This is a genomic window from Pseudoalteromonas sp. MBR-15, from assembly GCF_053628915.1.
Map to the genome: position 1 here is coordinate 22,442 of NZ_JBRJHH010000006.1, position 16,655 is coordinate 39,096.

Below are 16,655 nucleotides of genomic sequence, written 5' to 3' on the forward strand. Positions count from 1 at the left end.
GGCTTAAATTATTAACAGATACCAGCTGCAATACATGAGCCAGTTTGTGCCCAAGTTAGTGTACCTAAAGAGTTACCACCAGCATCAGTTGCTGGAGTTGGTGTCAGAACATAATCTACACTATCTACTGTTGCAGCTCCTGTAGCGGTAATAGCTGCAGTTGTGGGTGCGATTGCTACGCTAGCAACGTGCTCACCTGCGGCTGCACCAGCTGCATTTAGACCAATCTCTGAAGCTTCATCACAGTTAGTTAAAGTACCAGCCCCACGTGTTTGAAAACATACATCTACTAAGCCTTTCGCCGAAGATGCTGCTAAAACAACTTCAGAAAAGCGTGCTTTTTTGGTGTAAGTCTGATACTGCGGTAGAGCGATTGCTGCAAGAATACCGATGATTGCGATAACAATCATTAATTCAATTAGGGTGAAACCCTGTTGCTTTTGTTGTGTCATTTTGTTCCTCTCCTAAAGGATATGATGTTTTGTAAGTTTAGCTGTTAGATCAGCATTGTAAAATCGATGCTAAACATACAGGACTATTCTTACAGTTTTACTTAAAACCTCTGTTAAAAATCGTGATTGTTAACAAGTTGATTTTAAACTTTTGTTCATTAAGTGTTTGTTAATTTACTTTAGCATCAATTAATGTATTTGAAAGCAATTTTCCGGCTAGATAACTGGTTTTTCAGAAGTTTCCTACTTTAGTTTGAGACAGATCAAGCTTAAAAATCCATAATTGAACTATTTATACACATGCATCCTTGCTGGAACTTATTGAATTAATTGTAAACTTACGTAAGTCATTAGGACACAATGATACTAAAGAACTAAAAGAACTGAAAAGTTATTGATTTTTTGTTACCGATTCAGGCTTTTTACGTATTTAATGCTTTTTTTATTTCGTTGTCAACGAATTAGGTAAACATTAAATACGCAAAAATGGGGTGGGGTTACGCGTTAAAGCGCATCGATAGGTCGATTGATTGTAAATTTTTTGTAAGTGCGCCGCTTGAGATAAAATCAACACCTGCTTGCGAATAAGCTTTTAGTGTTTCAAGGGTCATATTGCCAGACACTTCTAATTTTGCTCGCTTATCAGTAAGGATGACGGCTTGCTGTATTTGTTCCACAGTAAAGTTATCAAGCATGATGATATCAGCACCCGCATGAATGGCTTGCTCAAGCTCATTTAAAGATTCAACTTCGACTTCTACAGGTTTTGATGGATGATTAACTTTTGCTTGTGCCACGGCTTTATCAATGCCACCACATGCTGCAATGTGGTTTTCTTTAATTAAGAATGCATCGAATAAACCAATACGATGATTCGCGCCGCCGCCGCATTTGACTGCGTACTTCTGCAACGCACGTAAGCCCGGAATCGTTTTACGAGTATCAAGTAACTGCGTGGTTGTTCCTGCAAGTTCTTTAACGTAGTGGGCTGTGGTTGTTGCTGTACCCGAAAGCGTTTGCACAAAATTAAGCGCTGTACGCTCTGCGGTTAAAATGGCACGTGCAGAACCAGACGCTGTAAATAAGGTGGCATTTGCAGCGACTTTATCACCATCGTTTACTAATACATCAACTTTTACCGTTGCATCTACTTGCTTGAACACTTCTAAAATAATGTCTTTGCCACAAAATACACAGTCTTCACGAGTAATTACTTTGGCATTCGCTTGCTCGTTTTCAGGGATGAGTTGAGCCGTGATATCACCGTCGTTTGCATTTTGGTAATCCAAATCTTCATCAAGGGCGAGTTTAACCAGTTGGCTAATTAAAGAGTGAGGGACTGACATGTCGAAAGCTCATTGTTTATTAATAAATTGGCTAAATTTTACTATGTTTGACCTTGTATTAGAAGTTAAAGATTTATCGCTAACGTGGATTAAAAGTCCTTGTGGGTGGCTACACAAATGAATGCAGCTAGACCCTGAGTAGCGAACCATTTACACTGTTTAACTTTATTGTCATTGTTAGTTTTTAATATGCATATAAACGAATTAGGCCAGTTAAACAGTGTGTTACAGCGGCCATGCAGGCATTATGATGCGCGTCCTGATAATGAAGTGTCATTACTTGTGATTCACAATATTTCGCTACCCGCAGGGCAGTTTGGCACGCGATATGTGGATGATTTATTCATGGGTTGCATAGACTGTGAGGCACACGATAGTTTTGTAGACTTAAAGGGGCTTAGAGTATCTGCGCATTGTTTTATTCGTCGTACGGGTGAAGTGATTCAATATGTGCCATTTGAAAAGCGTGCTTGGCATGCAGGTGTGTCTGAGTTTAATGGCCGTCAGCAATGTAATGACTTTAGTGTAGGTATTGAGCTTGAAGGTACTGATACTGAGCCGTATACCCAAGCACAATATAATGCATTACACTTAGTGACAAAGGCACTTATGGATAAATACCCAAAAATAACCCGCTCTCGTATTGTCGGCCACTGCGATATTGCACCCGGTAGAAAAACGGATCCGGGCGAGAGTTTTGATTGGCCATACTTTTTTGATTTAGTGTTTTAATTTAAAGGATATAGGTAACAAGCATGATCTTGATTTCAATTATAGTTGCGCTAGTCATTGAGCGTCTTGGGGCGCGGGCTGATTACTGGCAAATTGGTTTTTATGCCGATCACTACCTAAAGCACTCTAAAAAACACTTATCAGAAAAAGGCTTATTTAATTCGCCCGTTGGTTTTCTGATCTGGTTAATGTTACCAGTGATTGCTATTGCCTTAGTTTATAAGTTATCAGATTTTATAGTATGGCAATTAGCGGTTAACACCGTGGTGTTATTAACGTGTTTTGGCTGTGCTAAGCAACGAGCACTGTATAAGTCTTATCTCAATGCTCTAACGCGAAACGATCAAGAAGCTGCGACATTATTTGCATTACAAATGGGCCAAAAGAAAACAGAAGCTGAGCCCCAAGGGGAAACATTCGGGCAAACACTCGCGTGGCTTAATTTCCGCTTTTATTGTGCTGTTATTTTTTGGTTTGTGATATTGGGTGTACCTGGGGCAATACTCTATGCCTTAGTGCGTACTTACGCTGACAAGGTAAGAGAAAACCATAATATGGTGTATGCAAAACGCTTTAAACTAATTCATACCTTATTATTTTGGTTAGATTGGTTACCTGCGCGCATTGCAAGTTTTGGTTATCTTGTTATTGGCAACTTTAATAAAGGAACCAGTTGCTGGTTGAAATACGTGTTGGACTTTTCAGTAAGCAATCGCAAAGTGGTTACTCAAACAGCTTTGGCTGCAGAGCAAATTGAGCAGCAGTATGTTGGTTGCACTTATGAGGCAACCTGTATGATGAAACTCGTAAAACGTAATGTGTTGTTCTTTTTAGTCATTATTGCCGCACTCACTCTATTTGGTGGGTTGGCGTAGTAAAGTTAGCGAGTTGCAAGGGCTGGCTTTAGCCGGGAACGGCTTTTAAAGTCAGCGAGCTGCAAGAGTAAAGCTTGTAGGAATGATTTCAGTCATGAATCATTCTGTTAATGTACGTCGTTTGAGTTTTGATTTTTCAGCACTGTAATGCTTTCTACTTTGCCTTTCTACAAAGCCACTCAAATCAGCTAACATCGAATAGCTGACTTCTAAGAGCGTGCTTGTTAATCTGGTCTGACCATTTATTTTTTATTGTTTTCTTCTTCCGAAATAGCGACTTTCTTCCATACTGTTTAATCTTTATGCAAAATGGAGTACCGTGTCAGTTGGCGCTGAGCGCAGTGAAATTGACAGAAATACCGGTTTTTGATAACGTATGCTACAAATTTGGTATGACCAATTTACCTTTTGGTTGAGTCTTATGGCTAAAAACCCTGTGTTTAGCGGGCTTGGCCGAAACAACGCGGACGTTGATAAATGTCTTTAAAGATAAAAGCAGCAAAATTATCTGATGTAATTTTACAACAACTTGAGAATATGATTCTTGAGGGGTCGTTAGCGCCAGGCGAAAAATTACCTCCTGAACGTGAGTTAGCGAAACAGTTTGAAGTATCGCGTCCATCACTTCGAGAGGCGATTCAAAAGCTGGAAGCTAAAGGCTTAGTCACGCGTCGTCAAGGGGGTGGCACGTTTGTAAAAAATCAGCTTGAAGAGGGGCTTACTGATCCACTCTTTGATTTGATAAGTAAACATCCTGAATCACAATTTGATTTACTTGAATTTCGTCATGCTCTTGAGGGAATCGCAGCTTATTATGCTGCAATGCGTGGTACGACGAATGATTTTAAAAAAGTAAAACAAAGCTTTGACAATATTGCGCTTGTAAATGATGACATTGTGCAAAAAGCAAAAGCAATTAATGCATTTCATTTCAGCGTAGCTGAAGCGTCTCATAATGTCGTGTTGCTGCACTTAGTGCGTGGTATGCAAGCATTGCTTGAGCAAAATGTATTACAAAATTTAACTGTACTGTTAAAAAAGCCGCAAATCAGCCAGCAGCTCGCAGAGCATAGACGACTGTTAATGGATGCGGTTATTGAAGGAAACCCAGAGCAAGCACGCCTTGCTAGTAATGCTCACTTGGCCTTTATCGAAGAAGCCTTACTTGAGGCTGGCAAAGAGCATTCGCGGATTGAACGTAGTTTAAGACGCACCAAACAACATTAAGCAAGTGATTAGCTAAGTTTAGTTAACTACTTAATTTAAGATTTATTAAAATAATTAGTATTTTAAACATAAGGAAACCTCCATATGTCTGAAGTCAATAAAATTGACGTAGACGCGCTAGAAACACAAGAGTGGTTACAAGCCCTTGAGTCTGTTGTGCGTGAAGAAGGTGTAGAACGTGCTCAATTCTTACTTGAGCAAGTGTTAGAGCAAGCCCGTTTAGACGGTGTTGATATGCCTACTGGCACAACTACTAACTACGTTAATACCATTCCAGTAGATCAAGAACCAGCCTACCCAGGTGATGTGAATGTTGAGCGTCGTATTCGTTCAATCATTCGTTGGAATGCGATTATGATCGTATTACGCGCGTCGAAAAAAGATCTCGACTTAGGCGGCCATATGGCGTCTTACCAGTCTTCAGCGGCTTTTTATGAAGTTTGTTTTAATCACTTCTTTAAAGCGCCAAACGATGTAGACGGCGGTGACTTAGTTTATTATCAAGGTCATATTTCTCCAGGTATCTATGCGCGTGCATTCGTTGAGGGTCGTTTAACAGCTGAGCAGCTTGATAACTTCCGTCAAGAAGTTGATGGTAAAGGTCTTCCTTCGTACCCACACCCGAAATTAATGCCTGAATTCTGGCAGTTCCCTACGGTATCGATGGGTCTGGGTCCAATTGCTTCAATTTACCAAGCGCGTTTCTTAAAGTACTTAGATGGTCGCGGCTTAAAAGACACTAAAAACCAACGCGTATATGCTTTCTTAGGCGATGGTGAGATGGATGAGCCAGAATCACGTGGTGCAATCTCATTCGCTGCACGTGAAAAATTAGATAACCTATGTTACCTAATCAACTGTAACTTACAGCGTTTAGATGGCCCAGTAATGGGTAATGGTAAAATCATTCAAGAGCTTGAAGGCCTATTTAAAGGTGCAGGCTGGAACGTGATTAAAGTTGTATGGGGCAGCGGTTGGGATATCTTACTTGCTAAAGATACAACCGGTAAGTTACTACAGTTAATGAACGAAACTATTGACGGTGACTACCAAACATATAAAGCAAAAGACGGTGCCTACGTGCGTGAGCACTTCTTTGGTCGTTATCCCGAAACAGCAGCACTTGTTGCTGATATGACAGACGAAGAAATCTTCGCACTTAAGCGTGGTGGTCATGAGCCATCAAAGCTTTACGCAGCATTCAAAAAAGCAGAAGAAACGAAAGACCGTCCAACTGTTATCTTAGCGAAAACGGTTAAAGGTTACGGCATGGGTGAAGCGGCTGAAGGTAAAAACATCGCACACCAAGTTAAGAAAATGGACATGACACACGTAGCACACTTACGTTCGCGTCTTGGTTTACAAGATCTTGTGTCAGATGATCAATTAGCTGATCTTCCATACTTAACACTTGAAGAAGGCTCAGAAGAGTACAAATACTTACACGCTCGCCGTGAAGCACTTCAAGGTTACACACCGAAGCGTATTGCTAAATTCTCTGAAAAGTTAGTCTTACCAGAAGTAGAGGCATTTAAACCATTACTTGAAGAGCAAAAGCGCGACATTTCTACAACAATGGGCTTTGTTCGTGCACTTAATGTGTTGCTTAAAGACAAAGGTATTGGCAAAAATATTGTGCCTATCATTGCTGACGAAGCACGTACATTTGGTATGGAAGGTTTATTCCGTCAAATCGGTATTTATAACCCACATGGCCAAAATTACACGCCTCAAGACCGTGACATCGTTTCTTACTACAAAGAAGCTACATCAGGTCAAGTATTACAAGAAGGTATCAATGAGTTAGGTGCAATGTCGTCATGGGTTGCTGCTGCAACATCATACAGCACCAACGATTTACCTATGATCCCATTCTATATCTACTATTCTATGTTTGGTTTCCAACGTGTTGGTGATATGGCATGGATGGCGGGTGACCAACAAGCACGTGGTTTCTTATTAGGTGCCACTGCAGGTCGTACAACGTTAAATGGTGAAGGTTTGCAGCACGAAGATGGTCACAGCCATATTCTTGCTAACACAGTGCCTAACTGTATTTCTTATGACCCAACTTACGCTTACGAAGTTGCAGTTATTATGCAAGACGGTATTCGTCGTATGTACGGTGAAGATCAAGAGAACGTGTTCTATTACCTAACACTGATGAACGAAAACTACCATCAACCAGCAATGCCAGAAGGCGCTGAAGAAGGTATTCGTAAAGGTATCTATAAGCTTGAAACCGTGGCTGGCGATAAAGCGAAAGTACAGTTGCTAAGCTCGGGTACTATCATGATTGAAGTACGTAAAGCTGCCCAAATCTTAAGTGAAGAGTACGGTATTGGTTCAGATGTATTCTCAGTGACTTCATTCAATGAATTAACACGTGATGGTCAAGATGTTGAGCGTTTCAATATGCTTAACCCAGATGCAGAGCAAAAGACTGCTTACATCACTGAAGCATTGTCAGACGCTGTAACAGTTGCTGCAACGGATTACATGAAGAACTACGCAGAGCAAGTTCGTTCATTCGTACCAAGCAGTAACTACAAAGTACTTGGTACAGACGGTTTTGGTCGTTCTGATAGTCGTGAAAATTTACGTCGTCACTTTGAAGTTAATGCAGGCTATGTTGTTGTTGCAACATTATCTGAACTTGCTAAACGTGGTGAAGTTGAGAAGTCTGTGGTTGCAGAAGCAATCAAGAAGTTCGACATCGACACTAATAAAGTTAACCCGCTATACGCATAAGAGGTTCCAATGAGTATTGAAATTAAAGTACCAGATATCGGTGGCGATGACGTTGAAGTAACCGAAATCCTTGTTAGCGTTGGTGATAAGGTTGAGGTTGATCAGTCGTTATTAACGGTTGAAGGCGATAAAGCATCAATGGAAGTTCCTGCTGCACAAGCAGGAACGGTTAAAGAAATTAAAGTAGCCGAAGGTGACACTGTTACGACGGGTTCACTTATTATGATCTTCGAAGGTGAAGAGCAAGCTTCTGCATCTTCTGAAGCAAAAGAAGAATCAAAGCCAGAGCCTGCTAAGCAATCTTCAGGTTCAGCGACGCAAGACGTAACGGTACCAGATATCGGTGACGACGAAGTTGAAGTGACTGACATCATGGTTGCTGTTGGTGATACGGTTGAAGAAGAGCAATCTTTATTAAGCGTTGAAGGTGACAAAGCGTCAATGGAAGTACCTGCACCATTTGCGGGTACCGTTAAAGAGATCAAAATCGCGACAGGCGATAAAGTTAAAACAGGCTCTTTAATCTTTGTTTTCGAAACAGCATCTAGTGATTCTGACGCTCCGACAGCAGAGTCTGCACCTGCTGACGAAGCGCCCGCTGACACTGCATCAAGCACAAAAGAAGTTAACGTGCCTGATATCGGTGGTGATGAAGTTGAAGTAACCGAAGTTATGGTTGCTGTTGGCGATAGCGTGTCAGAAGATCAATCAATCTTAAACGTTGAAGGTGATAAGGCTTCAATGGAAGTACCAGCCCCCTTTGCTGGTACGGTTAAAGAAATCAAAGTTGCTGCAGGCGATAAAGTTTCAACAGGTTCTCTTATCTTTGTATTTGAAGTTGCGGGCAGTGCAAAAGCATCAGCGCCTAAAGCGAAAACAGAGTCGGCACCTGCGCCAGCAGCAAAAGCAGAGGCAGCCCCTGCGGCTAAGCCAGCTTCAGCACAAGCTAGCAAAGAAGAGTTTGCCGATAACAACGCGTATGCACATGCATCGCCAGTTGTTCGTCGTTTAGCGCGTGAGTTTGGTATTAACTTAGCAAACGTTAAAGGCACGGGTCGTAAAAATCGTGTTGTTAAAGAAGACGTGCAAAACTACGTTAAAGAACTTGTGAAGCAAGTTGAATCTGGCAATGCAGGCAAAGGCAATACAGGCAAAGGCAATACAGGCAAAGGCAATACAGGCGGTGGTGAGCTGGGTCTTATTCCATGGCCAAAAGTTGACTTTAGCAAGTTTGGTGAGATTGAAGAGAAAAAATTATCACGTATTCAAAAACTGTCAGGTGCTAACTTACACCGTAACTGGGTGCAAATCCCACACGTTACACAGTTTGATGAAGCTGATATCACCAGTCTTGAAGTATTCCGCAAAGAGCAAAATGCACTGGCTGAGAAGAAAAAGCTGGGTGTTAAAATCACGCCACTTGTGTTTGTCATGAAAGCAGCAGCGAAAGCTCTGGCTGAGTTCCCGACATTTAACTCTTCGTTGTCTGAAGACGGTGAAAGTTTAATCTTGAAGAAATACATCAACATTGGTGTTGCAGTCGATACACCTAATGGTTTGGTTGTGCCAGTATTCAAAGATGTTGATAAGAAAGGCATCATTGAGCTTTCTCGCGAGCTAATGGACGTGTCGGCTAAGGCGCGTGATGGCAAACTAACGTCATCTGACATGCAAGGCGGTTGTTTTACAATTTCAAGCCTTGGTGGTATCGGTGGTACCGCATTCACGCCTATCGTAAATGCACCAGAAGTGGCTATTTTAGGTGTCTCTAAATCGGAGATGAAACCTAAATGGAATGGCAAAGAGTTTGAACCTAAGTTAATGGTTCCATTATCAATGTCATACGACCATAGGGTTATTGACGGTGCACTAGCAGCACGCTTTACTGTGACGCTAGCAAGCTATATGAGCGATATTCGCCAATTGGTAATGTAATCGCGTCATAATTTATAAGAATCAAATCCCAGCAAGGTGTTTTTTGCTGGGATTTTTACCATTGGCAATGATACAATCTTTGCCATAGAACAATCTTTGTATAGATATCTGCTCTCACTTTCTGCCTTGCAGAAACATGGCAGTTTAACTTAGGGGCAGTGTTCCCGTTCAAACATTTAAGGTAATAGCATGAGCAACGAATTAAAAACTCAAGTTGTTGTACTAGGCGGTGGTCCTGGTGGTTATTCTGCAGCTTTCCGTGCTGCTGACTTGGGCTTAGAAGTCACATTGGTAGAGTCTCGCAACACATTAGGCGGTGTATGTCTAAACGTGGGTTGTATTCCTTCAAAAGCACTTTTACACGTAGCTAAAGTGATTGATGACGCAGCAGAAATGTCATCTCACGGCGTTACTTTTGGTAAGCCTGAAATTGACCTAGACAAAATCCGTGATTGGAAAGAGTCTGTAATCGGTCAGTTAACTGGCGGCCTAGACGGCATGGCTAAAATGCGTAAAGTGAAAGTGGTTTATGGTTACGGTAAATTCACTGGTAGCAACACCCTGGCTGTTGAAGGTGAAGAAGGTACTACAACAATCACATTCGACAATGCTATTATTGCTGCAGGTTCACAACCAGTAAATCTACCTTTCATCCCTGAAGATGACCGTGTAATTGATTCGACTGGTGCGCTTGAGCTTAAAGACGTTCCTGAGAAACTACTTGTACTAGGTGGTGGTATCATTGGTCTTGAAATGGGTACAGTGTACCGTGCACTGGGTTCTGAAATCGACGTTGTTGAGTTTGCTGATCAATTAGTACCCGCTGCAGATAAAGACGTTATCAAGATTTACCAAAAATACGTTAAGAACAAGTTTAACGTAATGCTATCTACTAAAGTAACTGGCGTTGAAGCAAAAGACGACGGTTTATATGTAACATTTGAAGGTAAAAACGCACCTGCTGAGCCTGTACGTTACGACAAAGTACTTGTTGCTGTTGGCCGTACTCCAAACGGTAAACTACTTGATGCAGATAAAGCGGGCGTTAACGTTGATGAGCGTGGCTTCATTAATGTTGATAAGCAACTTAAAACAAACGTTGATCACATCTTCGCTATCGGTGATATCGTTGGTCAACCAATGCTTGCGCACAAAGCGGTTCATGAAGCACACGTTGCGGCAGAAGTTATCTCTGGTCAGAAGCACTACTTCGATCCTAAGTGTATCCCTTCAATCGCTTACACAGATCCAGAAATTGCATGGGTTGGCGTAACTGAAAAAGAAGCGAAAGAGCAAGGTTTAAGCATCGAAACAGCTGTATTCCCATGGGCTGCGTCTGGTCGTGCAATCGCTTCAGCACGTACTGAAGGTCAAACTAAGCTTATCTTCGATAAAGACTCTGGTCGTGTTATCGGTGGTGCTATGGTTGGTATCAATGCTGGTGAGATGCTAGGCGAAATCGGCTTAGCAGTTGAAATGGGCGCAGACGGTGAAGACCTTGCGTTAACTATTCACGCTCACCCAACGCTAAACGAATCAATCGGTCTAGCTGCTGAAATCTTCGAAGGTTCAATTACTGACCTTCCAAACAAAAAAGCAGTTAAAAAGAAGTAAGTTCTTTTGACTAATCGTTTTAAAAACCCAGCTCCGGCTGGGTTTTTTGTTATTTCTAGGGATTAGGAATTAGAATTTAGAGGTTAGAAATTAGACGTCAGATCACACACATAAAAAAGCTTACTTAAAGTTAATGGTTCATTTTCTAACCACTAACCACTAACCACTAACCACTCGCATTGATTTCTATTCCTGCTATTTTTAGCTACAATACGCGCCGTTCAATTTTCTGGTAAACACAGTGGCTACTATCTCAAATAACTCCGTCTTGGTACTTCGTGCTAAACAATTGGGCGAATCTCGCCGAGAATTTAAAGCCCGAGGAGCAAAACTCACACGCTGCGAAAGGTGCTTATTAGCAGAACACTACTGCATTTGTGAAGGTGTTCAACAGGCTGAATGTGAAGCCGCTGTATGCCTATTGATGTATCATAACGAGAGTTTTAAACCCTCTAATACAGGGCGCTTAATTGCCGAAATCATTCCCGATAACCACGCATTTAAATGGGATCGAACAAACCCTGATGCCGCGCTTCTAAGTTTATTGGCCGATCCTCAGTATCAGCCGATGGTTATTTTTCCTGCCAGTGATGTTGAGGACGAAAACCGTGTGATTACCGAGGTGATACCTGAACAAGGCAAGCGTCCGCTTTTTATCTTTTTAGATGGCACTTGGCGTGAAGCTAAAAAGATGATCCGTAAAAGTCCCTACTTAGATCACTTACCCGTGCTGTCTATCACGCCTGAAAAGTTGTCTGATTATCGTTTACGTGTCGCTCCCCATGAACACCAGCTAGGAACGGCTGAAGTCGCTATTATGGTTTTGGCACTTGCCGGTGAAGAAGAAGCAACCAGCAGGCTAGAAGAGCACTTTATTAACTTTAGAGATGCCTATTTGCTTGGTAAAAGAAACAAAGGTCGCCCAGAGTAATTCTTGTATCAATTTGATTTATTGAGCGCTCTATTTTGAGGCAATAAAAGTTGAGGCAATAAAAGTCAGAGGTAAAAAAGCGCGTCGGTAACAAGGTATCAGTTTTGTGATTAGGTTTTATTAAATGAGAAACTTTTAACGTTGTTTACGTCAGCTTTTAATCCTTCAAAATGATTGAGTATTATTGCGGGTAGGTAGTATGCAAAAGAAAAGCGCGAACTATCTCTAGTCGCGCTTGCGGAATCTTCTTAATTTTCTGCATCCTGCAATTGAATCTAATCAACTCCATAAACTTTGCAAATCCATGCCATTACACTGTACTTAGTTGTTCTGTGTAATAAAGACTCTCCGGGTCTATATCCTGTCCATTCCTTTACATCCGTGCTGGTAAATACTTTACCTTTCCATTACGCATCATCGTGATGCTATCCCTTTATTAGCAATTCCCTTGCGTTGTCCTTACGACCTGTCCTTTATTCCACTTTTTGAACTCCTGTATAACAACACCCTGTTGTTATTCCATTTCACATCATCCTGATGCTGTCCATAAGCTGTCATTCCCTTGCGTTACTCTTCCTGAGCCTGTCCTAATATCCTTACTATCCTAATGAACCTTATCCGAGGTTTGATATGAGTAATGCTTCCCTATCCATCTACTCATAAAGCTTCATGCTTAGCTGATAAGTTAATTATAGAGAAATTGCCAAGCGCGAGTAGGTCAAAATCGTGCTTAAAATAGCGGTCATTTTATTGTCATTTTAATTAAATTGTTTATTTTCAGTTTGTTATGGGTTTTTATGTGGTTTTTGCTGTCTGCTTTTACTCAATAGCTGCCATGTAGGTAAGATATCTCTCACAAGTAACTTCCTAAATGGCAGCTAACATGATTGTTTTATGACTATTAACAGGTGCACTTTGCCTTAAGTGTAGGTAAAATATTTTGAGAATTGTTTTTATTTAGGTGTTAAATAATGAAAAAAACAGCGTTAGTCTTATTCACGGCTTTACTAAGCACACCTGCACTTTCAGCGGATGTCGTTAATATATATTCATTCCGACAACCTTTTTTAATTCAACCAATTTTAGATGATTTCACTCAGCAAACGGGCATAAAAACCAATGTTGTTTTTGCTAAAAAGGGCCTGATTGAACGCGTAAAGCGCGAAGGTAAGCATAGCAAGGCTGATCTCGTTTTGACGTCAAATTTTAGTGCGCTTGTACAGTTAGAAGAGCTTGGTTTAACGCAATCAATTAACAGTGATATTGTTAATGCAAATGTCCCCAGTACTTTTCGTGATGAACAAGGGCAGTGGATTGCACTTACTAAACGAGTGCGCAATGTCTACTCAGCAAAAGAGCGAGTTGGCGCGTTACCCACACTGAGTTATGAAGACTTAGCCGATCCAAAATACAAAGGTAAATTATGTACGCGCCCTGGTAAGCACCCTTATAACTTAGGCCTAGTAGCGTCTATGGTGGCGCATCACGGTGAAGTAAAAACAAAAGAATGGCTTGAAGGCGTAAAATCAAATTTAGCTCGTAAACCACAAGGCAACGACCGTGCACAAGTTAAAGCGGTAAAAGAAGGGCTGTGTGATATTGCCTTAGGTAATAGTTATTACTTTGGTAAAATGTTGCAGGATGAGCAGCAAAAGTCATGGGCTGAAGCGGTGCATATTAACTTCCCTAATCAAACAAACCGAGGCTCACATATTAATGTATCGGGGGTGGTGATGACGAAATATGCCAAAAACCCTGAAAATGCCTTGAAACTGATTGAGTATATGACTGACAATAAAGCGCAAAATATGTATGCCTCAGTCAATATGGAGTACCCAGTAAAACAAGGGGTTGCTTTATCTGATATGGTGGCATCATGGGGCAAATTTAAAGAAGATACTTTGTCGCTTGATGAAATTAGCAAATATCGCCCTGTGGCACTTAAGCTAATTGATGAAGTGAAGTTTGATTTATAACGCACAAAGCGTTATTCCAGCTTAAAAATTTGAAAAAGCTGTTTAAGCGGCATTGCTTAAACAGCTTTTGTTTTATATCGCCCTGTTATTAATTAAGGAATAACAGCCTCGTATGCATGTGAAGTTTTCGTTGTCTCGCTGGCAGTTAATAGCTTGGTTTATCGGGTTATTGCTTGTAACACCTCTTGGCTTTTTATTAGTGGAGTCTCTGCAAGGAGGCTCAGATGTGTTTCAGCACTTGTTTGATACTGTGTTGTGGGATTACACCCGCAATACTCTATTCTTGATTGCTGGAGTCGGGCTTTTAAGTTGCCTCATCGCGCTGCCATTAGCGTGGTTGACTGCGTATTGTGAGTTTCCGGGGCGAAAGCAATTTGAGTGGGCGCTCATGCTGCCACTTGCCATGCCGACCTACTTAATTGCTTATGTTTACACGGACTTACTCGATTATGCAGGTCCCGTACAAATTGCGCTACGTGATTGGTTTGGTTGGCAATCGCCGGATGACTATTGGTTTTTCGATATTCGTACCTTAACAGGAGCAATTGTGATGATTGCCCTTGTGTTGTATCCCTACCTGTATTTAATTTTCAAAACAGCACTGAGAGAGCAATCATTTAAACTTGTGCAAGCCAGCCAGTTAATGGGGCTGTCACCTTTGCAAAGCTTCTTACGAGTAAGCTTGCCACTTGGCCGCGGCGCTATTGTGGCGGGTATTACCTTAATTAGCATGGAGGCGATGGCTGACTTTGCAACAGTGAACTATTTTGCTGTGAGTACATTGACGACCGCCGTTTACGATACCTGGTTGGGGTATTACTCTCTCACTGCGGCTGCAAAAATTTCTGGTATTATGCTGCTCATTTTATTCTTAACCCTGATGCTTGAGCGCTACAGCCGAAGAAACCAAGCCGTGTATGAGCGCCAATCAAGTGTTAATAGTGCGACGTTATACAGCTTAAAAGGCAGCGCAGCCTGGGGGGCAACAATAGCCTGTAGCCTTACTTTGGTGCTGGCGTTTTTATTACCCGTGGCAGTGCTTGTGAAGTACGCTATTGTGTATGCGGAAGATGCGTGGAATGGTGCATTTTTAAATTATGCATGGCAAAGCCTCAAGGTTGCTGTCGTCGTGAGTCTGGCGACTATTATACTGAGCTTATGTGTGCTGTTTTATCAACGCATAAGTAAAGACCGTTACCCCCTTATTCCTGGACGTCTAGCGAGTACAGGGTACGCACTACCAGGCACGGTGCTTGCTATCGCCGTTTTACTGCCTTTAACGCAGCTTGATGACTTACTGAATGCATGGTTAGAGCCGCACGGTTTTTCGTTAGGCCTAGTATTAAGTGGTACTCTATTTGCGATGGTTTTTGCTTATATAGTGCGTTTCTATGCAATTGCGCATGGAGCGCTTGAAAGTAGTTTCTTACGTATCAGCCCCTCACTCGATATGGCGAGTCAATCAATGGGCAAAGGGCCTTTTACAACCCTGTATAAAGTTCATTTACCCTTGCTAAAACGCGGTATATTAACCGCAGGATTATTGGTATTTATTGAATGTATGAAAGAGCTACCCGCCGCATTGCTCTTGCGTCCATTTAACTTTGAAACTTTGGCCACGCATGTTTTTCAGTATGTCAGTGATGAACAATTAGAGTTAGCGTCTATTTCGGCCTTGTTTATTGTTTTAGTAGGACTAATTCCTTTGTATTTCGTTAATCGTTCGATGGAGCACAATCACTCATGAGTCATTTGATAATTAAAGACTTAGCCTACCAATATAATGGCACTAAGGTATTGAGTGAGCTTACTCTAAATGTGAAGCAAGACGAAATAGTCTGTTTATTAGGCGCCAGTGGGTGTGGTAAAACCACCACGTTAAAAGCAATTGCAGGTATTTTACAGCCATCGCAAGGATACATGAGTATCGACTCACAAGTGGTCAATGACAACCATCACTTTATTGCGCCAGAAAAACGAAATATCGGCATGATGTTTCAAGATTACGCTTTGTTTCCGCATCTAACAGTAAGCGATAACATTGCCTTTGGTTTGAGCAATATGAGTAAAGCACAAAAACGTGAGCGCGTGAGTGAAATGCTCAGGTTGGTTAAACTAGATGGCTGTGCAAAACGATACCCACATCAACTCTCCGGTGGGCAGCAACAACGTGTCGCAATAGCGAGAGCTTTGGCATATAAACCCAGTTTATTACTACTTGATGAGCCATTTTCGAACATTGATACCCAAGTGCGTTTTGAATTAATTGCTGATATTCGTCGGATTATAAAAGACCAACAAGTTTCCGCTGTTTTTGTGACGCACTCAAAAGAAGAAGCGTTTGCCTTTGCTGATACGCTTGCGGTGATGCACGGTGGAAAAATAGCGCAACAAGGCACTCCCGAGCAGTTATTTAGCCAACCTAACTCAAAGGAGGTTGCAGAGTTTCTTGGTACGGGCATATACTTAACGGCAAAAGTCTTAACGCCAACTGAATATGAAACGACGTATGGTGTCATACATTCGCTAACCGAAAGCAAGCATCAAGGTCAACACGGTGTGGTGTATGTACGACCTCATCATATTAAGTTATGTGAGGCAGAGCACGGCGATGTAAGTAGTCAAGCCATACTCAACAGACGTTTTATCGGTACGCGTTATGTGTATAAGGTACGTATTGCTGGGCAGGAGCTAGAAGTTGCTGCCGAAAATGATCGTGTACTAGCGGTCGAGCAACCAGTAAAAATAAAAATAATGCCACATACGGTCAATTTTTTCGAAGATTAAACAGAACGTTATAATCCTGAATTCCTTGT

12 protein-coding genes are annotated in these 16,655 nt (G+C 41.6%); 10 read left to right on the forward strand and 2 right to left on the reverse strand.

The genetic code is table 11. The features are described from left to right. Nucleotides 1–11: 11 nt before the first annotated feature. Both ACSSVW_RS09605 and nadC read right to left on the reverse strand, forming a co-directional pair. A complete protein-coding gene (locus tag ACSSVW_RS09605; RefSeq protein ID WP_118844620.1) occupies nucleotides 12–452 on the reverse strand; it encodes a pilin in 441 nt (146 codons plus the stop codon). 497 nt (nucleotides 453–949) lie between these two features. Then, nucleotides 950–1,798, reverse strand: a complete 849-nt coding sequence (gene nadC, locus ACSSVW_RS09610; RefSeq protein ID WP_074988951.1) for a carboxylating nicotinate-nucleotide diphosphorylase — start codon at nucleotides 1,796–1,798, stop codon at nucleotides 950–952. A gap of 189 nt (nucleotides 1,799–1,987) precedes the next feature. Between nadC and ampD the strand changes: the two genes are divergently transcribed. The 10 genes from ampD (at nucleotide 1,988) to ACSSVW_RS09660 (ending at nucleotide 16,626) form a co-directional block, all read left to right on the forward strand. Continuing rightward, nucleotides 1,988–2,530, forward strand: a complete 543-nt coding sequence (gene ampD, locus ACSSVW_RS09615) for a 1,6-anhydro-N-acetylmuramyl-L-alanine amidase AmpD (RefSeq protein ID WP_180311088.1) — start codon at nucleotides 1,988–1,990, stop codon at nucleotides 2,528–2,530. 23 nt (nucleotides 2,531–2,553) lie between these two features. Next, nucleotides 2,554–3,405 (forward strand): beta-lactamase regulator AmpE, encoded by an 852-nt coding sequence (ampE, locus tag ACSSVW_RS09620; protein ID WP_075594500.1) that lies wholly within the window; start codon nucleotides 2,554–2,556, stop codon nucleotides 3,403–3,405. A gap of 477 nt (nucleotides 3,406–3,882) precedes the next feature. Then, a complete protein-coding gene (pdhR, locus tag ACSSVW_RS09625; RefSeq protein WP_036965924.1) occupies nucleotides 3,883–4,632 on the forward strand; it encodes a pyruvate dehydrogenase complex transcriptional repressor PdhR in 750 nt (249 codons plus the stop codon). Between the two features lie 84 nt (nucleotides 4,633–4,716). Then, complete coding sequence (aceE, locus tag ACSSVW_RS09630) at nucleotides 4,717–7,383, forward strand: pyruvate dehydrogenase (acetyl-transferring), homodimeric type (RefSeq protein ID WP_074988948.1); 2,667 nt, start codon at nucleotides 4,717–4,719, stop codon at nucleotides 7,381–7,383. 9 nt (nucleotides 7,384–7,392) lie between these two features. Further along, nucleotides 7,393–9,318, forward strand: a complete 1,926-nt coding sequence (aceF, locus tag ACSSVW_RS09635) for a pyruvate dehydrogenase complex dihydrolipoyllysine-residue acetyltransferase (RefSeq protein WP_454179231.1) — start codon at nucleotides 7,393–7,395, stop codon at nucleotides 9,316–9,318. A gap of 189 nt (nucleotides 9,319–9,507) precedes the next feature. Next, on the forward strand, nucleotides 9,508–10,932 hold the full coding sequence (gene lpdA, locus ACSSVW_RS09640; protein ID WP_036965933.1) for a dihydrolipoyl dehydrogenase: 1,425 nt from the start codon (nucleotides 9,508–9,510) through the stop codon (nucleotides 10,930–10,932). 241 nt (nucleotides 10,933–11,173) lie between these two features. After that, nucleotides 11,174–11,863 (forward strand): tRNA-uridine aminocarboxypropyltransferase, encoded by a 690-nt coding sequence (locus ACSSVW_RS09645; RefSeq protein WP_118844616.1) that lies wholly within the window; start codon nucleotides 11,174–11,176, stop codon nucleotides 11,861–11,863. 971 nt (nucleotides 11,864–12,834) lie between these two features. Further along, nucleotides 12,835–13,839: a Fe(3+) ABC transporter substrate-binding protein gene (locus tag ACSSVW_RS09650; protein ID WP_036965938.1), complete on the forward strand. Its 1,005-nt coding sequence runs from the start codon at nucleotides 12,835–12,837 to the stop codon at nucleotides 13,837–13,839. A 112-nt stretch (nucleotides 13,840–13,951) separates the two neighbouring features. Further along, nucleotides 13,952–15,586, forward strand: coding sequence for an ABC transporter permease (locus tag ACSSVW_RS09655; RefSeq protein WP_454179232.1), 1,635 nt, complete (start codon nucleotides 13,952–13,954; stop codon nucleotides 15,584–15,586). Next, complete coding sequence (locus ACSSVW_RS09660) at nucleotides 15,583–16,626, forward strand: ABC transporter ATP-binding protein (RefSeq protein WP_065979650.1); 1,044 nt, start codon at nucleotides 15,583–15,585, stop codon at nucleotides 16,624–16,626. The genes ACSSVW_RS09655 and ACSSVW_RS09660 overlap by 4 nt, the downstream gene beginning before the upstream one ends. Nucleotides 16,627–16,655: the final 29 nt, after the last annotated feature.

What these genes read in the sequence shown, in the direction of transcription:
- pdhR (WP_036965924.1), top strand. Translation starts at nt 3,883, where the DNA reads ATGTCTTTAAAGATAAAAGCAGCAAAATTATCTGATGTAATTTTACAA.
- lpdA (WP_036965933.1), top strand. Translation starts at nt 9,508, where the DNA reads ATGAGCAACGAATTAAAAACTCAAGTTGTTGTACTAGGCGGTGGTCCT.
- ACSSVW_RS09660 (WP_065979650.1), top strand. Translation starts at nt 15,583, where the DNA reads ATGAGTCATTTGATAATTAAAGACTTAGCCTACCAATATAATGGCACT.
- aceF (WP_454179231.1), top strand. Translation starts at nt 7,393, where the DNA reads ATGAGTATTGAAATTAAAGTACCAGATATCGGTGGCGATGACGTTGAA.
- ampE (WP_075594500.1), top strand. Translation starts at nt 2,554, where the DNA reads ATGATCTTGATTTCAATTATAGTTGCGCTAGTCATTGAGCGTCTTGGG.
- ampD (WP_180311088.1), top strand. Translation starts at nt 1,988, where the DNA reads ATGCATATAAACGAATTAGGCCAGTTAAACAGTGTGTTACAGCGGCCA.
- aceE (WP_074988948.1), top strand. Translation starts at nt 4,717, where the DNA reads ATGTCTGAAGTCAATAAAATTGACGTAGACGCGCTAGAAACACAAGAG.
- nadC (WP_074988951.1), bottom strand. Translation starts at nt 1,798, where the DNA reads ATGTCAGTCCCTCACTCTTTAATTAGCCAACTGGTTAAACTCGCCCTT.
- ACSSVW_RS09605 (WP_118844620.1), bottom strand. Translation starts at nt 452, where the DNA reads ATGACACAACAAAAGCAACAGGGTTTCACCCTAATTGAATTAATGATT.
- ACSSVW_RS09650 (WP_036965938.1), top strand. Translation starts at nt 12,835, where the DNA reads ATGAAAAAAACAGCGTTAGTCTTATTCACGGCTTTACTAAGCACACCT.
- ACSSVW_RS09655 (WP_454179232.1), top strand. Translation starts at nt 13,952, where the DNA reads ATGCATGTGAAGTTTTCGTTGTCTCGCTGGCAGTTAATAGCTTGGTTT.